21 protein-coding genes and 1 tRNA gene are annotated in these 19807 nt (G+C 60.8%); 17 read left to right on the top strand and 5 right to left on the bottom strand.

The window, feature by feature from the left end; translation table 11 throughout:
- Positions 1-25: 25 nt before the first annotated feature.
- Both radC and map read right to left on the bottom strand, forming a co-directional pair.
- Positions 26-781 carry a RadC family protein gene (radC, locus tag N5A92_RS11950; protein WP_260902882.1) on the bottom strand — a complete coding sequence of 252 codons (756 nt, stop codon included), beginning with the start codon at positions 779-781 and terminating at the stop codon, positions 26-28.
- 37 nt (positions 782-818) lie between these two features.
- Positions 819-1646 (bottom strand): type I methionyl aminopeptidase, encoded by an 828-nt coding sequence (map, locus tag N5A92_RS11945; protein WP_260902881.1) that lies wholly within the window; start codon positions 1644-1646, stop codon positions 819-821.
- Positions 1647-1863: 217 nt separating this feature from the next.
- Between map and N5A92_RS11940 the strand changes: the two genes are divergently transcribed.
- Complete coding sequence (locus N5A92_RS11940; protein ID WP_260902879.1) at positions 1864-2754, top strand: lipid kinase; 891 nt, start codon at positions 1864-1866, stop codon at positions 2752-2754.
- Between the two features lie 10 nt (positions 2755-2764).
- Here the strand turns inward: N5A92_RS11940 and sfsA are convergent, their stop codons facing one another.
- Positions 2765-3481 carry a DNA/RNA nuclease SfsA gene (gene sfsA / locus N5A92_RS11935; protein WP_260902878.1) on the bottom strand — a complete coding sequence of 239 codons (717 nt, stop codon included), beginning with the start codon at positions 3479-3481 and terminating at the stop codon, positions 2765-2767.
- 1050 nt (positions 3482-4531) lie between these two features.
- On the opposite strand from sfsA, the gene N5A92_RS11930 reads away from it, so the two are divergent.
- The 16 genes from N5A92_RS11930 to N5A92_RS11855 all read left to right on the top strand — a co-directional run bounded on the left by N5A92_RS11930 (position 4532) and on the right by N5A92_RS11855 (position 17921).
- Positions 4532-5824: a tyrosine-type recombinase/integrase gene (locus N5A92_RS11930; protein ID WP_260902877.1), complete on the top strand. Its 1293-nt coding sequence runs from the start codon at positions 4532-4534 to the stop codon at positions 5822-5824.
- 768 nt (positions 5825-6592) lie between these two features.
- Complete coding sequence (locus tag N5A92_RS11925; protein WP_260902876.1) at positions 6593-6787, top strand: hypothetical protein; 195 nt, start codon at positions 6593-6595, stop codon at positions 6785-6787.
- Positions 6771-6971 (top strand): hypothetical protein, encoded by a 201-nt coding sequence (locus N5A92_RS11920; RefSeq protein WP_260902873.1) that lies wholly within the window; start codon positions 6771-6773, stop codon positions 6969-6971. The genes N5A92_RS11925 and N5A92_RS11920 overlap by 17 nt, the downstream gene beginning before the upstream one ends.
- Positions 6968-7276 (top strand): hypothetical protein, encoded by a 309-nt coding sequence (locus N5A92_RS11915; protein ID WP_260902872.1) that lies wholly within the window; start codon positions 6968-6970, stop codon positions 7274-7276. Before N5A92_RS11920 ends, N5A92_RS11915 begins: the two co-directional genes overlap by 4 nt.
- Entirely contained in the window at positions 7273-7650 is a 378-nt protein-coding gene (locus tag N5A92_RS11910) for a hypothetical protein (RefSeq protein ID WP_260902870.1), read from the top strand. The genes N5A92_RS11915 and N5A92_RS11910 overlap by 4 nt, the downstream gene beginning before the upstream one ends.
- Before the next feature lie 2 nt (positions 7651-7652).
- Positions 7653-8645, top strand: a complete 993-nt coding sequence (locus tag N5A92_RS11905) for a phage/plasmid primase, P4 family (protein ID WP_260903587.1) — start codon at positions 7653-7655, stop codon at positions 8643-8645.
- Between the two features lie 282 nt (positions 8646-8927).
- Positions 8928-9335 (top strand): hypothetical protein, encoded by a 408-nt coding sequence (locus N5A92_RS11900; protein ID WP_260902869.1) that lies wholly within the window; start codon positions 8928-8930, stop codon positions 9333-9335.
- Positions 9332-10912, top strand: coding sequence for a terminase (locus N5A92_RS11895; protein WP_260902868.1), 1581 nt, complete (start codon positions 9332-9334; stop codon positions 10910-10912). Before N5A92_RS11900 ends, N5A92_RS11895 begins: the two co-directional genes overlap by 4 nt.
- Positions 10913-11095: 183 nt before the next feature.
- Positions 11096-11560 (top strand): hypothetical protein, encoded by a 465-nt coding sequence (locus N5A92_RS11890; protein ID WP_260902867.1) that lies wholly within the window; start codon positions 11096-11098, stop codon positions 11558-11560.
- The gene (locus N5A92_RS11885) at positions 11557-12207 is read left to right on the top strand and encodes a hypothetical protein (protein WP_260902866.1); all 651 of its coding nucleotides are present in this window, start codon (positions 11557-11559) and stop codon (positions 12205-12207) included. The genes N5A92_RS11890 and N5A92_RS11885 overlap by 4 nt, the downstream gene beginning before the upstream one ends.
- The gene (locus tag N5A92_RS11880) at positions 12204-12803 is read left to right on the top strand and encodes a hypothetical protein (protein WP_260902864.1); all 600 of its coding nucleotides are present in this window, start codon (positions 12204-12206) and stop codon (positions 12801-12803) included. Before N5A92_RS11885 ends, N5A92_RS11880 begins: the two co-directional genes overlap by 4 nt.
- Positions 12803-13231, top strand: coding sequence for a hypothetical protein (locus N5A92_RS11875; RefSeq protein WP_260902863.1), 429 nt, complete (start codon positions 12803-12805; stop codon positions 13229-13231). Before N5A92_RS11880 ends, N5A92_RS11875 begins: the two co-directional genes overlap by 1 nt.
- A 321-nt stretch (positions 13232-13552) precedes the next feature.
- Positions 13553-15109, top strand: a complete 1557-nt coding sequence (locus tag N5A92_RS11870) for a hypothetical protein (protein WP_260902862.1) — start codon at positions 13553-13555, stop codon at positions 15107-15109.
- 44 nt (positions 15110-15153) lie between these two features.
- Positions 15154-16740, top strand: a complete 1587-nt coding sequence (locus N5A92_RS11865; RefSeq protein WP_260902860.1) for an alginate lyase family protein — start codon at positions 15154-15156, stop codon at positions 16738-16740.
- Between the two features lie 594 nt (positions 16741-17334).
- A complete protein-coding gene (locus N5A92_RS11860; RefSeq protein ID WP_260902859.1) occupies positions 17335-17589 on the top strand; it encodes a hypothetical protein in 255 nt (84 codons plus the stop codon).
- On the top strand, positions 17586-17921 hold the full coding sequence (locus tag N5A92_RS11855) for a hypothetical protein (RefSeq protein WP_260902858.1): 336 nt from the start codon (positions 17586-17588) through the stop codon (positions 17919-17921). The genes N5A92_RS11860 and N5A92_RS11855 overlap by 4 nt, the downstream gene beginning before the upstream one ends.
- A gap of 499 nt (positions 17922-18420) precedes the next feature.
- Here the strand turns inward: N5A92_RS11855 and N5A92_RS11850 are convergent.
- Positions 18421-18496 (bottom strand) — tRNA-Glu (locus N5A92_RS11850).
- Positions 18497-18591: 95 nt separating this feature from the next.
- Entirely contained in the window at positions 18592-19569 is a 978-nt protein-coding gene (locus N5A92_RS11845) for a YcbK family protein (protein ID WP_260902857.1), read from the bottom strand.
- Between the last annotated feature and the right edge of the window lie 238 nt (positions 19570-19807).

The following is a 19807-nucleotide window of genomic DNA, read 5'->3' as shown; positions in this document are numbered from 1 at the left end:
TCGTGAGAGGGCATCCACTATTCACTCAAATCAACTGCAGCCCCTTCATACTGGCATGCCCTTCCTTGCCGATGATTATGTGGTCATGAACGGTGATCCCCATCGGCTCGGCCGTGGCGATGATCATCCGTGTCATCTCTATGTCGGCGCGCGAGGGCGTTGGGTCGCCGGAGGGGTGGTTGTGCACGAGAATGATGGCGCTGGCGGAAAGTTCCAGCGCCCGGCGCACCACCTCGCGCGGATAGACTGGCGTGTGGTCGACCGTGCCTGTCTGCTGCCGCTCGTCGCGGATCAGCAGATTCTTCTTGTCGAGGAAGAGGATGCGGAACTCCTCGCGGGCCTCGTAGGCCATGGCCGCGCGGCAATAGTCGAGCACCTGCGACCAGGAGGACAGAACCTCCCTGCCGCGCACCTCGGCGCGAAGCATGCGCTGGGTGAGGGCGGCGACCAGCTTCAGGTCGCGCGCCGCTGCATCGCCGATGCCGGTGACTTCCTTCAACCGGTGCTCGGGCGCGCCCAAAACCTCGCCGATCGAGCCGAACCGCTCGAGAAGCGCCTTGGCCGGCACCTTGGTGTCGGCACGCGGCACCGAGCGGAACAGCATCATCTCCAGAAGCTCGTAATCCGACAGCGCGTCGCTGCCGGCTTCGGCAAAGCGCTGACGCAAGCGCTCGCGATGGCCTTCATAGTGCTTTTTCTGGCTGGCCTTGACCGCCTTCGGCTCTTTTCCCGCGGGCTGAAATGCACCCTCGCCGAAGAGACCCTGTTCGTCTTCCCCCATGATCGCCGCCTATGCCCCGGGTCCCTCGGGGAGAAGTCTACGAGGCGAGGCCCGGCCGGTCCAGCCCTCCTGGTGACAAGGTGAAGATCTCGCAACCGTTTTCCGTAACGCCGACCGAGTGCTCGTATTGCGCCGAGAGCGAGCGGTCGCGGGTGACCGCCGTCCAGCCGTCCGACAGCACTTTCACATGCGGCCGGCCGAGATTGATCATCGGTTCGATGGTGAAGATCATGCCCGGCCGCATCTCTACTCCCTCGTTCGCGTTGCCGTAGTGCAGGATGTTGGGCGCGTCGTGGAAGAGCCGCCCGACGCCGTGGCCGCAGAAGTCACGCACCACCGAGCAGCGCTGGTTTTCTGCATAGGACTGTATGGCAGCGCCTATGGCGCCGGTGCGCGCCCCCGGCTTCACCGCCGCCACGCCGCGCATCAGGCACTCGTGGGTGGCTTCGAGAAGCCGCTCGGCAGCACGCTTGATCCGGCCGACCGGGTACATGCGGCTGGAATCGCCATGCCATCCATCGAGCACATAGGTCACGTCGATATTGACGATGTCGCCTTCCTTCAGCGGCTTGGCGTCGGGGATGCCGTGGCAGACCACATGGTTGATCGAGGTGCAGGACGACTTCGTGTAGCCGCGGTAGTTGAGCGTGGCGGGAATGGCGCCGTGGTCCATGCCGTATTCGAAGATGAAACGGTCGAGCGCCTCCGTCGTTACTCCCGGCTCGACAATGTCGGCAAGTGCGTCCAGGCAGCGGGCGGTGAGCTGGCAGGCCTTGCGCATGCCTTTGAAGCCCTCTTCGTTGTAGAGGCGAATCTGGCCGGTGTTGCGCAGGGGTGCTGCGTCGGCATCAAGATAAGTGACCATCAGCTTCCATCTCGATCAGGCGATCGGGCGCGATCGCGTCCGCACAGATGTGGCACCCTATCACGAAAGCTTCAAGCCCGGGACCGGCTTTGGGCGAGGGAGGCATGTTACGAAGATTTAATGGAGGAACCTGCTCAACCACGCCCTGAGGCGGTCGCAATCCGTGGCTAAGGACCCTATCTGCACCATCTGACCTCCCCTGCCACAGAGTTCCCCGATGGAAGAGACTACCGCCCGGCGCGCACTTATGCTCACCAATTCCAAGGCGAGGCGCGGGCGGGAATCGATCGAACCCGTCATCGGACGGCTCAAAGCCGGCGGGCTGGCGGTGACGGTCGAGCCTTTCGAAGCACTGCCCGAGATCGCCCGCGACATCGTGCGCCTGCGCACTACGGCCGATCTGGTGGTCGTCTGCGGCGGCGACGGCTCCGTATCTTCGGCGGCGGTAGCAGCCATGGAAAGCGGCCTGCCGATGGGCATCATCCCGATGGGCACGGCAAATGACCTCGCCCGTACGCTGCAAATCCCCATGGACCTGTCGCAGGCGGCCGACGTCATCGCCAAGGGCCACACGCGCCAGATTGACGTCGGCACGGTCAACGGCCACGCCTTCTTCAACGTCGCCAGCATCGGGCTCAGCACGGATCTCGCCCAGGGCCTCGACCCGGCGCTGAAGCGGCGCTACGGCCGGTTGGGCTATGCGCTGGCGGCGATCAAGGTGCTGACCAAGGCCTCTCGCTTCCGCGCCCGGATCACCGAGAAGGGCATGGTGACGAAGGTCGAAACCTACCAGATCGCCGTCGGCAACGGCCGGCACTATGGCGGCGGCAACGTGGTGGAGGAGACGGCGGAGATCGATGACGGCCATCTCGACCTTTACAGCCTGGAGATGACCAACCTCTGGAAGCTGGCGCTGATGTTGCACTCCTTCCGCTCCGGCAGGCACGGCGCCTGGGAGGAGGTGCGTACGGCGCGCTGCGTGGAGTTCGACATCGAGACGACGAAACCGCTGCCGGTGAATGCCGACGGCGAGATCGTCACCGCGACCCCGGCGCGTTTCAAGGTCCACCCCAAAGCCATCTCCATCTTCGCCCCCGCCGCGGCCTGACGGCGCGGCGTCAGCACGTCTGGCCGCAGGCTTCCATCTTCATCACGCGGTCGGGCATGATCGCCTCCGCGCTGACACGGCATCCGATCACGAACGCTTCGACCCCGGCGCTGTGCGCCCTGGTGAATGCGGCGGCATAGGCGGGATCGAGGTCGTCACACAGACGGAAGCGGTGGCAGTCGCTCCGCTGCACCACATAGACCATGATCGCGCGGGCGCCGGCCGCCCGCATCGCCGCCAACTCTTCGAGATGGCGTGTGCCGCGCGCTGTCGCCGTGTCGGGAAACTCCGCCAGCCCCGCCTCGCGCATGAAGTGGACGTTCTTCACTTCCACATAGGCCGGCGGGCGCTCAGGGTGTTCCAGGAGAAAATCGATGCGCGAGCGCTCGCCGTAGCGCTGCTCGGGCCGGATGACGGGATAGGTGCCAAGATCACTGACGAGCCCGGCGCCAATCGCCTCGGCCGCCAGCCTGTTGGGCAGACCGGTATTAATGCCCACCAGCGTGCCGTCCGCCTCCACCACCTCCAGCGTATGCGCGTATTTGCGCTTCGGGTTGTCGGATTTCGAAAGCAGGATGCGCGAGCCGGGATCGGTCAGGCCGAGCATGGAGCCGGTATTGGGCACGGCCACGGTAAGCGCCGTGCCGTCGGTGAGCGTGACATCCGCCAGGAAGCGCTTGTAACGCCGCACCAGACGCGCTTCGATCAATGGGGAGGGGAATTTCATGAGCCAGCGACCGTCCGGCAGAATTAGGTGGATGCACGGCCGGAATCGGGACCCCGGACAACGCGGGTTTCATACCGGTCCATGCCGGCCGCGTCGAGTGCTTGCAGCTAACGGAACGACTGAGTCCAGACTGCGGTATCCCCGTGAGGCAACCCTTCTGCAGGCATGCTCTCTTCTGGTGACACCGAAGGCTCTCGGCGACGGCACTTACACGCCACCCACAAATACGAGAAAGCAAACGCCTGACGACGCGAGAACGCCTTCTTGTCGGGCCGGGGCTGATGATCGCCTTGTCCGACCCGCGCGTCCCGTTGCACCACGCAATTTCAGTCAGCGCTGCATCGGACAACTCCCGAGCCTGTTCTTCCATCTCCGCTGACGAACCTAAGTTGATCGGCATACCCCCTTCGCGGCGACTGCATTGCAATTAATCGATAATTCACCATACTAGATAATTCCCAGGGACGGGGAACCGGCCCGCTGTGCGAACCCCAACGCACAGCGGGCCACCAAACCCTCATGGAATGCGATCACCGAACAAGTGTTGCACAGATGCGTTGCTGCGCCTGTGTCTCATGTGTCTCCTTTGCCTCCTTTGCCCTGCCAGTATTCAGAACCTTCACTAGCAGGCAGTGGGATTTGAGCGCCCATCCCAATCAACGCAGCAGCTTGAATCCCGCATTGCGCTGACCCTCCAGCCGATGCCGGGGATCTCCCTCACCACGGAGTCGATCACAAAGAAGGCGAGGTGGCAGGAATCTGGAGGGACTCAATGGCGCCCACGTTCGCCGAAATTCACGAACGTTTATTCGGCCGTTGTTCGACGTTTTTTGGAGGAGGGTGGTTTAAGTCATCGATTTTCTTGGCACGCCCAACGGGACTCGAACCCGTGTTTCCGCCGTGAAAGGGCTTCAAACGCCTCCACTCTCGTCCACGCGAGAACATTGTATCTCCTGAAAACCTTGGCTTTCTGCCCTGTTGCGTTTATGCTTGTCCAATATCGTCCAGACTGGTATATTGGACAAAGTGTTGGACAGAGGACGCAAAGTCATGGCGAAGCGGGTAAGGGATTCCAATCTTGAAAGCCGAGCGGCTAGGGAAAAACTGAAGGCGCGAGGCAAGCCCTATTACAAAGCAATAGGCCCCGGCCTTCATGTCGGCTACCGGAAGGGCAAGGCCGGTGGCCGGTGGGTGGTCCGTCTCTATCTTGGCAAGCAGGACGGAGGGAAAGACTGCTACCGCGTCGAGACCATTGCCGACGCTGACGACAAGCTGGACGCCAACGGCAAGACCATCCTCGATTTCTGGCAGGCGCAGGAGAAGGCGCGGGGGCTTCACAAGCAGCTTTCAGGGGAAGGCGGCAAGGTTGCCGGCGTCCATACTGTTAAGGAAGCGATTGAAGACTATCTCCATTGGATGGAGGGCAACCGGAAATCGGCTCAGGATGCCCGCTACCGGGCGGAAGCGCTGATCCTGCCCGATCTAGGCGACAAGGATATCGCCAAGCTGACCGCGAAGGATATTCGCCACTGGCAGCGGAAAATTGCAGAGACGGCGCCCAGACTGCGCACCAAAAAGGGCGCTGAACAGAAGTTCCGGGAACCGGCAGACGACGCGGAAGCAGTTCGCCGCCGCCGCGCCAGTGCGAACCGCGTCCTAACCGTTCTAAAGGCTGCGCTCAATTATGCCTGGAGAGAGGGGAAGGTCGCGTCAGATAAGGAATGGCGCCGCGTCGAGCCCTACGAGGACGTTGAAACAGCCCGCGTGCGCTATCTCACCATTGCCGAAGCGCAGCGGCTTGTGAACGCTTCCAGCGGCGCGTTCCGCCATCTCATCCAGGCTGCGTTGCAGACAGGCGCCCGCTACAGTGAGCTTGCACGGCTCCGCGTCGAGGACTTCAATGCCGATGTCGGAACACTCACAATCCGAGAAAGCAAGTCCGGCAAGGCTCGTCATGTCGTGCTGACGGACGAAGGCAAGGAACTGTTCGCACAGCTCGTTGCCGGCAAGCAGCACGGGGCTTTGATATTGGCCACACCCTCGGGAGGCCAATGGCTGAAATCGCATCAGACGCGCCCAATGACCGAGGCGTGCAAGAATGCCAAAATCACCCCACCAATTGGCTTCCATGGCCTCAGGCACACATGGGCGAGCCATGCAGTGATGAACGGCGTGCCGCTCATGGTGGTGGCCAAGAATCTAGGCCATTCGGACACGCGCATGGTGGAGAAGCATTACGGCCACCTGTCGCCCTCCTATGTGGCCGATGCAATCCGCGCCGGGGCTCCACGGTTTGGGACGGTGCCGGAAACCAATGTGGCGCAGCTTGAGGGTAGAGTATGATGGCCGACTGGATTGGCTTTCACGAAGCCGTCGCGCGCGTAGCAATGCGCACTAAGCTTACCAATGCTGAGGCACTGCTTGCCGATGCTATAGAGCGCGGCCAAGTTAAGTGCGATGGGACGTTGCTTACTGTCCCAGGCGGCTTGAACTTTTACCGTGGGATACATGCGACAGATGGTCGGTCTGTCAGTGTTCCCGACCTAAATCGCTGGATCAGCGAATTGTCGGGCGAACCAGACGAGAAGCCGACAAAGCCACATCGTCCGGCAGGACGTAGTCTCGAAGCGGCAGACGCTGAGATCGTTGGCCAGATGCGCGACCTAATTTCCAACTCACATCTTCCATCCCCAACCGCTGCCGCAAAACAAATCGTGGGTGACGGTTCAGGCGCTGCCGGGGCCGGAACACCCGAAAGCAAGATCAGGCGCCTGGTCGGTCGTTATAAGGAGACCTACGGAGAATAACGGAAACTCCGTTATGCTTCGGTGCTGACCTCATCCAAGGCCGGTAAGTCTTCCTGCATCCACAGCAGCCCATTTGAACTTTGGGCAAGAAAGGATGCGAGATGACTAACGAAGCTTACAACATCCCCGATTTCTGCCGCGCCCACGGAATCAGCCGCTCGACCTTTTACAATCTTCTGAAAGACGGAACCGCCCCGCGCCTCATGCGGGTTCGGGATCGGGTGCTAATCTCCAGGGAATCCGCTGCTGAGTGGCGTCGTCGCTGCGAAGCGGAGGCTTCCATCACTGATGGGGAGGCCGCCTGATGGCCTCCCCTCAACTGAGCAGTGCCGGCGACGAGGCGCTGGTACATCTGACGGTGCACTGGTGGAATTTCCCCCGGCCGCTCATTGCAAACCTGCGCAAGAGGTTTCCCGAGCTGAGCGCCTTGGAGGCCGTGCAGGTGTTGCGCGAGGCCAGCGATCTAGCCAGGGGAGGCGCCAATGGACGCGCCTCCTGACAAGCGAAAGCCGGTCTTGCCACAGACCGGCTTTCTGGAAAATAAGTCAAGGCTGAACAATCCAGAGATTACCGAAGCAGCCCCACTATTGCAAGCAATTCGTGTCCGCCAGCGCTTCGGCGTGTCGTGGCCGCTCGCCCGCACTATCGCGGATCTCGCCTATTCGGCGGGAGGTACGGCATGACTGTGCCCGTTCCCGACAACGTGCTTCATGCCGTCAAGCTCGCCCGCCACTTCTTGGCTGACGCGCAATTCCGGCTCGATTACCGGGGCTTCCGTTGCCCGGCGCTTGACGATCTGCACGCCGATGCAGCCGGCCTCATCTGCGATTGGCAGGGTAGGCTGAGGCCTGTCCCACCAGACGTGCGCCGCTTGTGGAACCCGTGTGACCCATCGTCGGGGCTGGTGCCGGCCTACGTTGCCGATGCTGCGCGCGAATACCGGCGCACCCGTGGCCGCCGCGATGGCGGCAGGAGGACGTCAGCATGAACAACGTGCAGGCGATCCCTATCGAGGAACACGAAGCCATCCCGCCTGCCTTCACTGATGAGGCGGTGGCGCTGCTCTTTGCGGATCGCCATGTCGACAATCTCCGCTATGTCGCGGCTCAGTCGCGGTGGTTTCACTGGACCGGAACGCATTGGCGGATCGATGACACCTTGCTCGCTTTCGACCTTGTGCGAAGCGTCTGCCGTGAGATGGCGGCTGACTGCAACAATGAGAGGGTGGCGACCGTACTTGCCAGCGCCAAGACCGTGGCGGCGGTGGAACGGCTCGCCAAGGCTGATCGCCAACTTGCCGCATCCCTAGATCAATGGGACGCCGAGCCCGACACCTTCAACACGAAAAGGACAAACCCTTGACTGTGAGCCTGATTACCGGAGAGCAATATGCTCCTAATCCGCAGGACTATTGCACGAAATGTGCCGCCGTCGAGCCGGATGGTGGCAACTGTCCGTTGTGGCGCACCTTCCTGGCCCGAGTAACGGACGGCGATATCGAATTGCAAGGCTACCTTCAGCGGGTGGCGGGCTACTGCCTCACCGGGCACACCTCCGAACATGCGATCTTCTTCCTGTACGGCCTAGGAGCCAACGGCAAGTCTGTGTTCGTCAATACGCTCGTCGGAATGATGGGCGATTACGCCATGACGGCGCCAATGGACACATTCATTGAAAGCAAGCACGACCGTCACCCGACAGAACTTGCCATGCTGCGCGGCGCGCGCCTTGTGGCCGCTTCTGAAACTCAAGCCGGCAGGCATTGGAACGAGGCACGCATCAAGGCTCTTACCGGTGGTGATCGCATTCAGGCCCGTTTCATGCGCGGCGACTTCTTCGAGTTCACGCCGACGTTCAAGCTGATGATCAGCGGCAACCACAAGCCCGCCCTGCGCAACGTAGACGAAGCCATGCGACGTCGGCTTCACCTGATCCCTTTCACTGTCACCATCCCGCCCGAGGAACGCGACCCGGACTTGCCGGAAAAACTGAAAGCGGAATGGCCCGCCATCCTGCAATGGGCAATCGACGGGACAATCGAATGGCGCCGGAACGGCCTCAACCCGCCCGAATCCGTCACCAAAGCCACGGCGGAATATCTCGAAGCCGAGGACGATATTCAGTCATGGCTTGGCGAATGCTGCATGGAAGAGCCCACCGCACAAGCCGGAAGCTCTGAACTCTATGCGTCATGGAAGAGCTGGGCAGAGCGCACTGGGCGTGTAGGTGGCGCGGGATCGCAGAAAGTCTTCAGCCAAGCGCTTCTGGACAAAGGATATCAACAGCAGCACCAGAGGACAGGAAGGGTCTTCTTCGGCCTGAGAGTTGTCCAGCAGACAGCAGATTGGCACGGGTAATGGCTGCTGTGAAGGATGTGAAGGGTTTTCCCTTTATCACCGTCTCATGCGCGCGCGCGGGACGCCTATAAGCAGAGAATGGTTCACATCCTTCACACTACCCATTTCGGCCTTTTCTCCCCGGTCGCATTTTGCGGCGAAACCCCACCTGAAATTACAGCTTACCGCCTCGACAGAGCGGAAACTAAACGCTCCTGGACTGGAATAAACCAATAAAAACAATGCGCCTTAGCGGTTCCTCGTCTATTATGTCCAACGAGAAGCCAATAAGAGGTGCAAAACTTGTCTGCCGATAGCGTCACCGTCACCACGCCACCGCCCACGGCTCGCTCTGCCGTCGCCAATGGCTCGCGGCTGTTTGTTGAGGGCCTGGACGGTCGCAGCGCCCTTGCGCGCCGTTATCGTGACCTTGTGGCGTCGTTCACAACAGACATCGGCGGCGATCCCAGCGAGAGCCAGAAGCAGCTCATCCGCCGCGCTGCCTCTCTGTCGACATGGTGTGAGGCTCAGGAAGTGCGGCTTGCCAATGGTGAGGATATCGAGATCGGGCCGCTGACGACTGCCGCCAATAGCCTGCGCCGCATTCTTCAGGACATCGGCTTGGAGCGCCGCGCCCGTGATGTGACGCCCGACTTGCGCACGTATCTAGCTCAGAAGGCCGCTCAGAAGACCACAGAGGCCGCATCGTGACGGGGCTTGCTTCCACGACGATAGACGAAGCGCTTGCCGATCCGCACCTGCTCGGGGCCGCGCTGGGCGATGTCGCACCGTGGGCCACGTGGCGGGTTGCGCTCAAGGCTGCGTTTGGCGTGACACTCGATGCCGGTGAGCTTGCCACGTTCAAGGATATCGCTGGCGGGCGCGATGTTCCCGGCTCTCGTGTCCGTGAATTATGGGCCATTCTCGGGCGCCGTTCGGGCAAGTCTCGCATGGCTGCGCTGATCGCCTCCTATCTCGCTGCCTTCGTGGATTACAGCGACAAGCTGAGCCGTGGCGAGCGCGGGCACGTCCTGGTTCTCGCGGCCAGCAAGATGCAGGCACAGGCGGTGTTCCAGTACGTCGAAGGGTTCTTCGATGCCTCACCGATCCTGAAGCAGATGGTCGAGAGCGTCGGCGCGGAAGAAATCCGCCTCAAGGGCAACATCAGCATTTCCGTCCACAGCAACAACTACCGATCCGTTCGCGGTCGCACGCTGGTTGCCTGCATCTTCGATGAGGCCGCCTTCTGGCGCGACGAGGCGTCCACCATGCCCGATATCGAGACGTATCGCGCGGTCCTGCCCTCCCTGGCGACGACGCAGGGCATGCTGGTGGGTATTAGCTCGCCCTACGCACAACGCGGCCTATTGCACCAGAAGTTCACCAGCTCATTCGGCAAGGGGGACAGTGGCGTCCTGGTTCTGAAAGCGCCAACTGTGGTGTTTAATCCGACGATTGACGCCCAGGTGATCGCACGGGCCAAGGATGACGATCCCGAAGCTGCTGCGAGTGAATGGGACGCTGAATTTCGGTCTGATCTGTCCACCTTCGTGGAGCGTGCTGTTGTTGAGCGCTGTGTCGAGGCGGGGGTGCACGAACGTCCGTTTGACCGGCGTTACCGCTACCTTGGCTTCTGCGACCCTTCTGGCGGCGCACACGACTCGATGACGTTGGCTATCGGCCACCGAGAAGGCGAGCGGGTGGTACTGGACTGCACCAGGGAGGTGAAGCCACCGTTTGCGCCTGCTGACGTCTGTGACGAGTTCTCGCGGCTCCTGAAGGCTTACGGGGTCGGGACGGTCACCGGGGATCGCTTTGGCGGCCAATGGGTCCAGGAAGCCTTCACACAGCGTGGCATTCGCTACAGCCCGTCTGAGCGTTCACGCAGTGAAATCTACCTGGACGCCTTGCCACTGTTGATGGCTGGGACATGCATATTGCTGGATGATACCCGCCTTGTAGCCCAGGTTTCGCAGCTTGAGCGGCGTGTGACACGTGGCGGGCGTGATGCCATCGATCATCAACGTGGCGGCGCGGACGATCTGGCCAATAGCGCGATGGGTGCGCTGGTCCTGGCAATGTCCGGGAGCGCTACGCCTTCATGGCACGCCACGCATCATCAGTCGGTCGCGGACGGTGACTACGACATTCTCGATACCGAAGGCTCGCATCGGAGGATGACGGGTCGCCAGGGCATTCAGGACGTGTCTGGAGGCGGCAACGGTGACTGGCGGCGTCAGCCGGCGACTGCCGGTGTCGATGATTTCAATCCTTTTGGGGGCGTGTGAGATGGAAAGCCACACGACCATTCTTGAGCCCGCACTCATTGACCAGGCGCGCCACTTTCTCTCGTACGCCTATCGCCAGGGTCCATGCGCCGGGATGACATCGCACAGATTGCTGATGGACCGGTTTCGGCTTCGTGGCGACGAGGCGGCCACGTTGTTTGAACTGATAGAAGGAAAACGCAAATGACACTGGAATCGGAAGCCGGTCAGATCATCGTTGCGGAGGAACGCGGGCAGGACACGTTCACTGCCGTACATGCGCTTGAAGCAGCTGCCGTTCGCACGGGGATGGATTCGGAAGAGGCGTTCAAGACCGTCAAACGCGCCTTGAAGCGAGCGCGGGCACGCCATCGCGCCGCCGAGCACGGTCTAAGGAACCTCGTTGCTAAAGCTTCCGGTGTAGATGCGGCAATGGACAAGCTGCTTGCGCACATGGCCGATTTTGACGACGCGGCTCGTTCGGTGGCGGCTGAGCTGGCGGACCATATGGACGTTTCACCGCTACACAAAAGCCTATGGGCGCCAGTCATCAGTGATCGCCTGTCTGCTGAGGGCCGTTCCCGCCGCCTGTCGGCCTGGGTGCCTCGATATGAGCAAATCCGCGATGCGCGGAAGGCCGTACCGACAGTAGAGGAGATGATCCCATGACGGACACCATCATTGATGTGCCTGCGCCACCACCGGCGATAGACACCGAAATCACCGACTTCCGGGCGCAATACGACGAGGCTTTGAACTCTCGCGCGCATCCCGAGCACAGCGTACGGTCGGCGCAGCTGAGCGCGTTGTTCGAAAAGAAGTATTCCGGTGACACCACGTCGACCGAACCGGCAGCAGCCCCTGAGCGCGAACTTGACGTGGTGGGCGGCGATGAGCCGGCGCAAAGCCTAGATAAGCCGATCTCGCAGGCGTCGGAGGTGGATTTCAGCAGCCTCAAGGCAAAGGACATTCCCGGCGCTGAATCTGACGAGCAGCTTGAAGCCGTCGCCCGAGAATGGGCGGTTGCCGGCGAGTTGAACGCTGTCGAAGTCGAGGGCCTTTCCCTGCAATACGCCGCAGCCCTGGAAACCCAAGCCGACCCGGTGGCGCTGGAACGTGCCGAGATCATCGCTCAAGAGCACATGCGCAGGAAATACGGCCCGGACATGGGCGCGACTGCCACGGCAGCGCTACGAGTAGCGGACGAGACATTCGGCTTGCGGGAGTTTCTGGACCAAAACCCGGCTTTCGCTGCGAATCCTCAGGTTATCGACAAGCTAATCACTGTTGCGAAACGAAAAGGATATTTCGCATGACACCTCAGGAAGCACATGCCGCAGTCCTGGCGGCGCAAGAGGAACTTGAGCGCCTTCAAGCTGAATATGGCGAGGCTCTTGCTGACGGCAAGGCCAGCGCTGCTCTAAAGGCAAAGGTCCAGAAGGCAGAAGCCGCGCTGGAAGACGCCCAGCTTGCCGCAAAGGTCATTCAGGCGGCCACCGTTCGTGCAGAACAGGCCGAACGAGATGCATCTGAGGCCGTGCGCCAGGCTGACATTGAGGCCAAATGGTCTGCGGCGGAACATGCGGTTCATGACCTTCGCGCTACCGGCGAGGCAATCGACAGGACCTTGGAGAAACTGGCCACGCTGATGCAGCGCGCAGAAAGCCAAGGTCGCTCCCTTATCGCTGAATATGGCTCGTTAGGCATGAACGGCGGCTGCCGTACTATCCTGCAAATGGGTTCATGGAACGGCCAAATATTGCAGCGCATGAAGACCGACACTTCGCGCGGCATGCGCATGACGATGGACAGGGTGCTGGTCTCTGGAACGCCCGCTGGCTCCGTCGCTAGCAAGATGCCCCCGCTTGAGCGCCTGTTTCCCGGACGTGTCCAGAAGAAGGACGCCGCGTGATGCCCAAATTCCCGCGCCGCAAGGAGCTGAGCGTTGTTGATTATCTGGAAGAGCCGTCCGGGCGCTCGTTCCGTGACCGGCTGATAGCGCAACAGAAGCCGTCAGAGAATGTTACAACGCCTCGGCACAAATACTATTGGTGGGACCGCTACAATGCGGTCGAGATAGCTATGACTGCGGTCGAGAGCGGGTTGCGCGACCTGTTTTTCCAAAGATACCCCAACGCGTTCGGCTTTGAGGCGTCGATGGAACGGGCGGCAGAGCAGGATCGCGCGATGATCCGGGAGCGTGCTGAGGCGGAAAAGGACAGGCCAGCCCCTCGGCAGTCGCGCCCGCACATGCACAGCGAGCGGGACGACGAGGCCGGAATCCTGAGCTGGATATTCTTCTCGCAGGCCATGGGCGAGCAAAAACCAGGGAGGCGATGATGTGCATCGCAAGACCGCCCACGCCCAAGCCCGCGCCAGCCCCACCGCAGAAGTCTGACGCTTCCCTCGCGGCAGCCGAAGAGCAGCGTCGTCAGGCACAGCAGCGCCAGGGTGCGGCGGCCAACATCCTCACGCGCCTGTCTGACGATGAAGCGGCGGCAGCGGCGCGGCAACGGACACTCGGCGGGGTGCAGGGAACAAAGAAACGCTTAGGCGAGGCATAGATGATTTTGGCGGGGAAACCCGCCTAGCCGAAACGACCCTTAGGCAAGGTCTTTGGCCCGTCGTGATGACGCGCCCGTCCCTTAGAAGGAGCCTATTATGGGCGACCGTGAACAGTGGCAGTATCCCCGAAATGTCGCCGGCAAGGTTCTTGGCTGGCGTTCTAACGGGAAGGGCCTAGAAAACAAGGATTGGGCCGATCCGTCCGCGAAGCAGGACGCAGACTCCAACCTAGACACCCTTTCCTCCGGCACCACCACCCTTGGCGCCACCGGCCTTGCACTACTGGAAGATGAGACAAAGGCCGATGCTCAGGCAACACTTGGCGGCTCCGCCACGGGTATTTCCGTCTTCGAATCTGCAACCAAGGAAACCGCCCTTGCGGCCTTGGGTGAGACGGTCGATCTCACCGTCAACATCCCGACTGATTATCCGACACTTCAAGACGCCATTGATGCTTTGAGCATGAGGCCGGTTAAGCAGGGCGCAACGATTATTCTAATGATCGAGACGGGGCACGCCCTGACGGCAGGTGTGTTGGTTGAGAATGGGGATTTTGGCCACTTCGTCATCAGCGCGGTTGACGCCACTGTGAGCCTTGATGCGGCCTTCCCCGCCGTGGACATCATCAAGGGTGTGAATGCCCGCATGCCCCAGCTCAATTGCCTCATCGATGCAAATGGGCTTGGCACTAATGGCTATTTTGCAGATCAGGGGTCCATCGGCTTCGTTCATGCGAGTTGCGGCATCTATCGTGCCGCTCAGCAGGCATGCTATGCAAACGCCGGCTCCACTATTTTCGCAGACAACAGCCTTTTCAAAGAGGCATCACAGGCGGCGCCGGCTTATTCCGGGATACTGGCTTGGGCATCGCGCATTTCAGCACTGGGTGCAGATGTCAGTGGTTCGCTCTATTACGGTGCACAGGCCGCCGCTTCAGGAACACTCCATTTCCGCAACGGCATAGCCGATGGCGCGGCTCGTCACGGGGTCAGGGCCACTAACTGCGCCTTAGTCAATGCTCGCGGGGCGTCATCCGATAACTGTGGCGTCACTGGATTTAGGGCCTTTGACAGCGGCATTATCCATGCGACCGACTCTACGGCGACGGGCTCCCTGGGCAACGCCTACCAGGCGGAAAATAACTCGGTGATCACCGCCGATAGCGTGACATGCGATGCGGTCACCTCCGCCTTTGTTGCGCTGGGCAATAGCCGCATCAAAGCGACCAACGCCGTGTCTACGAGTGGTAGCGTGCGCGCCGACGATGGAAGCGTGGTCGCGCTCGAAAACCCAACCATCACCAACACAGGGGCGCGGGCACTGTCGGCTGTCTATGGCGCCAAGATAGTGATCCGAGGGGGATCGGTGTCGGGCGGCGATGGCGACCGGCTGATAAACATTCTGGATAATTCGGAAGTCCTATGTACCGGCACCAATCTGACCGCAAGCAGCACTGAAACATCGATGGCGGTGGTGGATAACGGCAGCTCTCTTAGTATCATTGGAGGCACGCACAGCTATCCGAATGCCGCCGTCAACTGTCTCGACGGATCGCTTATCCGCCTCCACGGCTCCGGCATACCGGCGGCTGATGTCACCGGATTGGCGAACGCAACCCTTGCGGCGCGGGGTATTTTGTGGGGCGGGGCGTAAGAAGGCATGACAAGTTGGGGCCGGTTGGTTTATTGCCCTAGGGCATGACCAATATCTTCACGCTCCTGCTTGCGCTCATTCTGTCATCTGCATCCGCTCTCGCCAATTCGATTGGGCCAGACGATATATATCTGTCGCAGGTCAAGGGCGATGAATCGACGTATCGGCCCCGATCCGATGTGCCAGCGTGGGAGTACTCTCTGCCGATCGATTGGGCGGCTGACCCCTTCAATGACCCGAACTGGCAATCGCAGCTTCATATGTGGCGGATCATGGACCCGCTCATCGCTCGGTATTTTAGCGGCGAGGACGGCGCCATTGAATACGCGGCTCGGATCGCTGTCGATTGGCACCGCTGGCACCAATCGAATGAAGCTACGTATTCCTGGCACGATATGCCGACAGGCATCCGTGCCTTGAAAATAGCGCTGTTTCTGGACCTAATCCGCGAAGGCACGCTGAGTGCCATATATCGCGATGACCTTGTGGAGTTGGCGCGCGAGCATGCGAAACGCCTGCAGGTTGACGAGTTTGTAAGCTCTGGCAACCATGGGCTCTTTCAGGTGTTCGGCCTAAATCTCCTATGTTCCGCGACAGACATTCAGGAATGTTCGAATGGCAAGGAGTTTGCGGCCGAGAAGTTCCGATGGATTTTCTCTCACCAGTTCACGGAGCAGGGCGTCCATAAGGAGAATTCGCCTGCGTATCATCAGTTTGCCATGCGTGTTATCCGCCGTCTCGGAGGTCCCGAAAGGTTCGCCGATGCAGGAATAGAAGCCCTTTTACGCAAAGCCGACACCGTTGAGCCTTGGCTGATTATGCCGGACGGTAGGTGGCCAAGCGTGGGTGACAGCGATGGTCGCGCCAGGACAGAACTGCCGGAGCGGCTTGAAGGTGGACAGCGAGAGTGCTTGCCGGATGGTGGCTGCTTTGCAGTGGCAGATTTCGAGAAGTCCGGCTACGCAATCGTCCGTTCCGAAGACCCACAGGGGCCGTCCATGCTGTTTGTCACAGGGATGGCGCAATCCTGGAAGCACAAGCAGGCCGACGAGTTGAGCTTTGAACTGTTTGAACATGGCCGTCGGATCTTCATCGACAGCGGAAAGTATGGCTATGCGCAAGACGCGATGCGCGATTACGTCCGCAGCGCAGCGGCGCACAACACTGTTGCGCTTGAAGATGATAGAATCGGTAGGCGCAGTATTCGATTGACCGGTTCCCTTCTGGCAGAGACGCAAATCGAAGGTGGCCGCTTCGTGATCTCTGGCGAGGCGGAGCGGCTCGATCTGTTTCGGCAGAATCGGCGGATCGAATACAGCCCCGGTGAAAGGCTGGTGATCGAGGATCGTCTTTCGTCGGAAGTGCCGAGAGAATACGTCAGCAGCCTGCATTTGGCCCCTGATCTTGAGCCCGCGTTCACCGAGGACGGCTTCGAAGTCGATATTGATGGGCAGAGGGTAACGGCAACGCTGGCCGAGCACGATTGCAAGATCGAAGCTATCAGAGGGGAATCTGAGCCTTCACCACTGGGATGGGCAACAGTGTCCTATTTGAAAATGAAGCCCGCGACAGTTGTGCGCGCCATCTGCCCTGGCCAGGATAGAACTATCCGCTGGGATATAGACCTTTAGCCGTCCCTAGACCCCAAACGCCAAGCCCCGCGCCAGAAACATCACACCAATGGACCGCATCGTGCCCAAGGGCGCGGCGATCCTACGCGATTCCTGAGTTGATTTAAGCCCAAATCCGAGAGGAAAGACCATAGGCAACCCCGGATTCGAACCGGCTCACACTCCACGGTGCCTGTCCGCTGCGTGTCTGCTTTCCACGCCGCCCCAAAAATCAAGGACACCCCACCATGGACGCAGCGCTGCCCAGAAGGGCGCGCTTGACGACATAGCAGAATAGGAACAGTATGTTCGCTGGGTGTGAGAACCCGGACCAGCGATAAAGCAGAACCTCGATTGGCGTCGTAGGTGCTGCTGAGGCGCTAGGGGCCTTGGCGGGCTCCTGTGCGCGCGGTAACGCCTTGGCGGGCGTTCCAACTCGGCCAATATGGCCGGGGGCGAGCGCTATGTCCAGAGGGGAAACCCTTAAAATCGTTCGACCTGTCTCGCTGGCAGGTTCTCACCCCCCGGCTCCGGGCCGATCCCGGAAGGGCTGTGAGAAGCCAAACCAGCGAGACAAGTATCATGAAAAAAACAGCTTCTATAGCGGGCGAAGCTATGCCCGCTGCCAAATCGTCCCTTATCAATGCAATCGACACCCTGGCGGAAGCCGAGGGTCTGTTTGAAACCGCCTTCATGGCCACGGAGGCGCTAGACAGCACCTCCCGCAACGCCATGTCCCATGTACTCCATGTGGCCCTGCAACGGCTTGCTGACGCGAAGGGGCAGCTCTACGCCATCCATGACCCAGGCGGGAAGAGACTTCAGGAGGCCATGGAACGGGTCCGTGCCGCAGAGGAGGACGCATCGTGAGCACCGAGAAATGTACCGTTGAGCAAGCGGCCGCTCTCGATTTCACACCATGGTCGCGCGAGGGCGAAGGCTGGCAGCCGCCAACGAGGGAGGTTTGGAAAGAGTTCTCGCCAAGAGCCTTTACCATTCTTCGGATTGCGTCGGAGGTGATGTTCAAATCTAAGCCCGAGCTAATCGAAATGCTTAGGAACCTGGACGAAGCCGTAGGATATGAGTTGATGAACGAGTTCTTGTCGGTCGAAAAAGACATGAAGAATGCACTGACGGTGATTGGGGCAGCGCAAGCACGAATCATTTGCGCTGGAAGCTCGCTTGAGATGGAGGAGGAATAGGAGTTTCGCTGCCCGTATCTGATAACCGTTATCAGATGGCCCGCTGCCTCACGGTGGCGGGCTTTTCGTTGGCGGTCGCGTCTCGAGCGCGCTCAGCTTACGTGAGCAGCCAGACGAGTACCCGTCCGAGTTCTACAGCCGCAACTACGACTGCTGCGCCGGTTGCTAGCGTGGCTAGGATTCGCTCATACCTCGCGAGGTGCTTTTCAGTGACGAGTTCCTGACCGTCCCAATAGATTCGGTTGTTTGCCGGGTGCACCCCAATCAGCGAGACTCCATTAATGCTGATCGGCTTCACCCCAACGGGCCAGTCATGGGGCGGATCGTCTGATGCGTATCGATTTGCGCGAATTTTATGCCAATCAATCATTACCCCTCCATGTCGCCCAAGCCTGCCGATAGTGGCAGGAAACAGTCTCCATCCGCCCATGTCCCACCCTGCTTATTGGCCAGGAGTTGGACAGATAGGATGGTGAATTAGCTAAGTCCTTGAAATCTTTGGCACGCCCAACGGGACTCGAACCCGTGTTTCCGCCGTGAAAGGGCGGCGTCCTAGACCGCTAGACGATGGGCGCAGGCAAGACGAGGCGCCTTATAGAGAGCTTCGCTCGCTCCGGCAAGTCGTGTTCTTGGGCGTTCGCGGACTTTTTCGCTCCGGCGGCCTTTTCGCCTAGTTCTTGCCCCGGCAGTTCCAGTTCCAGTCACGCTCCGGCCCGACGTCCACGTGAACCGATTTGGTGTGGCAATAGGTGCCGACACCGCCGCGGCCCGGCAGTGCGCGGGTGAAGCGTGCCAGCTCCCACTTGCTGACACCCTCGACCTGGATATCGGCGGCGGCGCAATACATGTGCATGGAGTTGCGCGCGCCGCGCACGCGTCTGTTGTATTCCCGGCTGCGGTAGCCTGAGGTGACGAGGACGCGCCGGCCGTAATGGCGCTCGATGGTCTTCAGCATGCGCATCAGCTCCGGCTTGAAGCACGAAACGTCGACGCTCTCGCGCTGCTTCAGAAGCCCGTTCGGCGCAAGGCGGGCAAGCCCCGCCGCCGAGGCCACCTCGTAGGTGCCGACCTGTTCGTAGAGATCGAGGTCGCTGGTGTCGTCGATATTGGACTTGCGAACGATCTCGAAAAGCTCTTCCCCATCGCGCACGCCGGGCAGCGCGTCCATGCTGAAGGAGGCTTGCATCGGGGTAGCCTCGGTATTGGAGGCAAGGGCGATGATCGGTTTTTTTTCTTCCTTCGCGTCCTGCTGGCCGGTCTCGGCCGTCTCGGCGGTGGTTTGCTCGTCGCCCTGTGCCATCGCCGCGGCGATGGGGCTTTCCTTGGCCGGAGCCGCCTCGGCGGACGAGAAGAAGGCAGAGAGGAAGCCGCGCCTCTTGGCTGCCGTATCCTCCTCGGTCGCCGCCGGCGGGTCGGCTTCGGCCACCTGTTCTTCCTGCGGCTGTTCGCCAGACGTTTCCTCGGCTGCGGTCACCTCCGGCTGCTCGCCCGTCCCGTCTGCTGCCGCCTGCTGTTCTTCGGGCTGAGCTTCCGCTTCAGCCGTCACGGCCATTTCCGCTCCGTCCTCGGTCGCAGCCTCCGTTCCAGGTCGAGGCGAGGGGCGTGCAGCCGCGGCGCTCGCCTCCATGGCTGCCTGCAGCGGGCTCACGCCGTCTTCATCGGACGATGTCTCGTAGGAGCCGGGGGCAAGGCCGAACGAGGCGCCCCCATCGGGTGATGCCGAGCACGAAGCCGCAAGCGCGCAGGCAAACACCACCCCCAGAGCGCGCCACCTTACCGAATCGCCAAATTTGTTTTTTCCAGCCGAAGCCGGATCACTGGCAAACAAAAGCCTTCCTCTCCGGCACGCGCTCTGCGGATCAGGAGCCGCATGCGTCGCTTAAAGT

Origin of the sequence: Chelativorans salis (assembly GCF_025336525.1) — a bacterium.
Taxonomy (GTDB): domain Bacteria; phylum Pseudomonadota; class Alphaproteobacteria; order Rhizobiales; family Rhizobiaceae; genus Chelativorans; species Chelativorans salis.
Note: the sequence above shows the minus strand (reverse complement) of the source record. Positions and strands in the feature narration are given on the sequence as shown.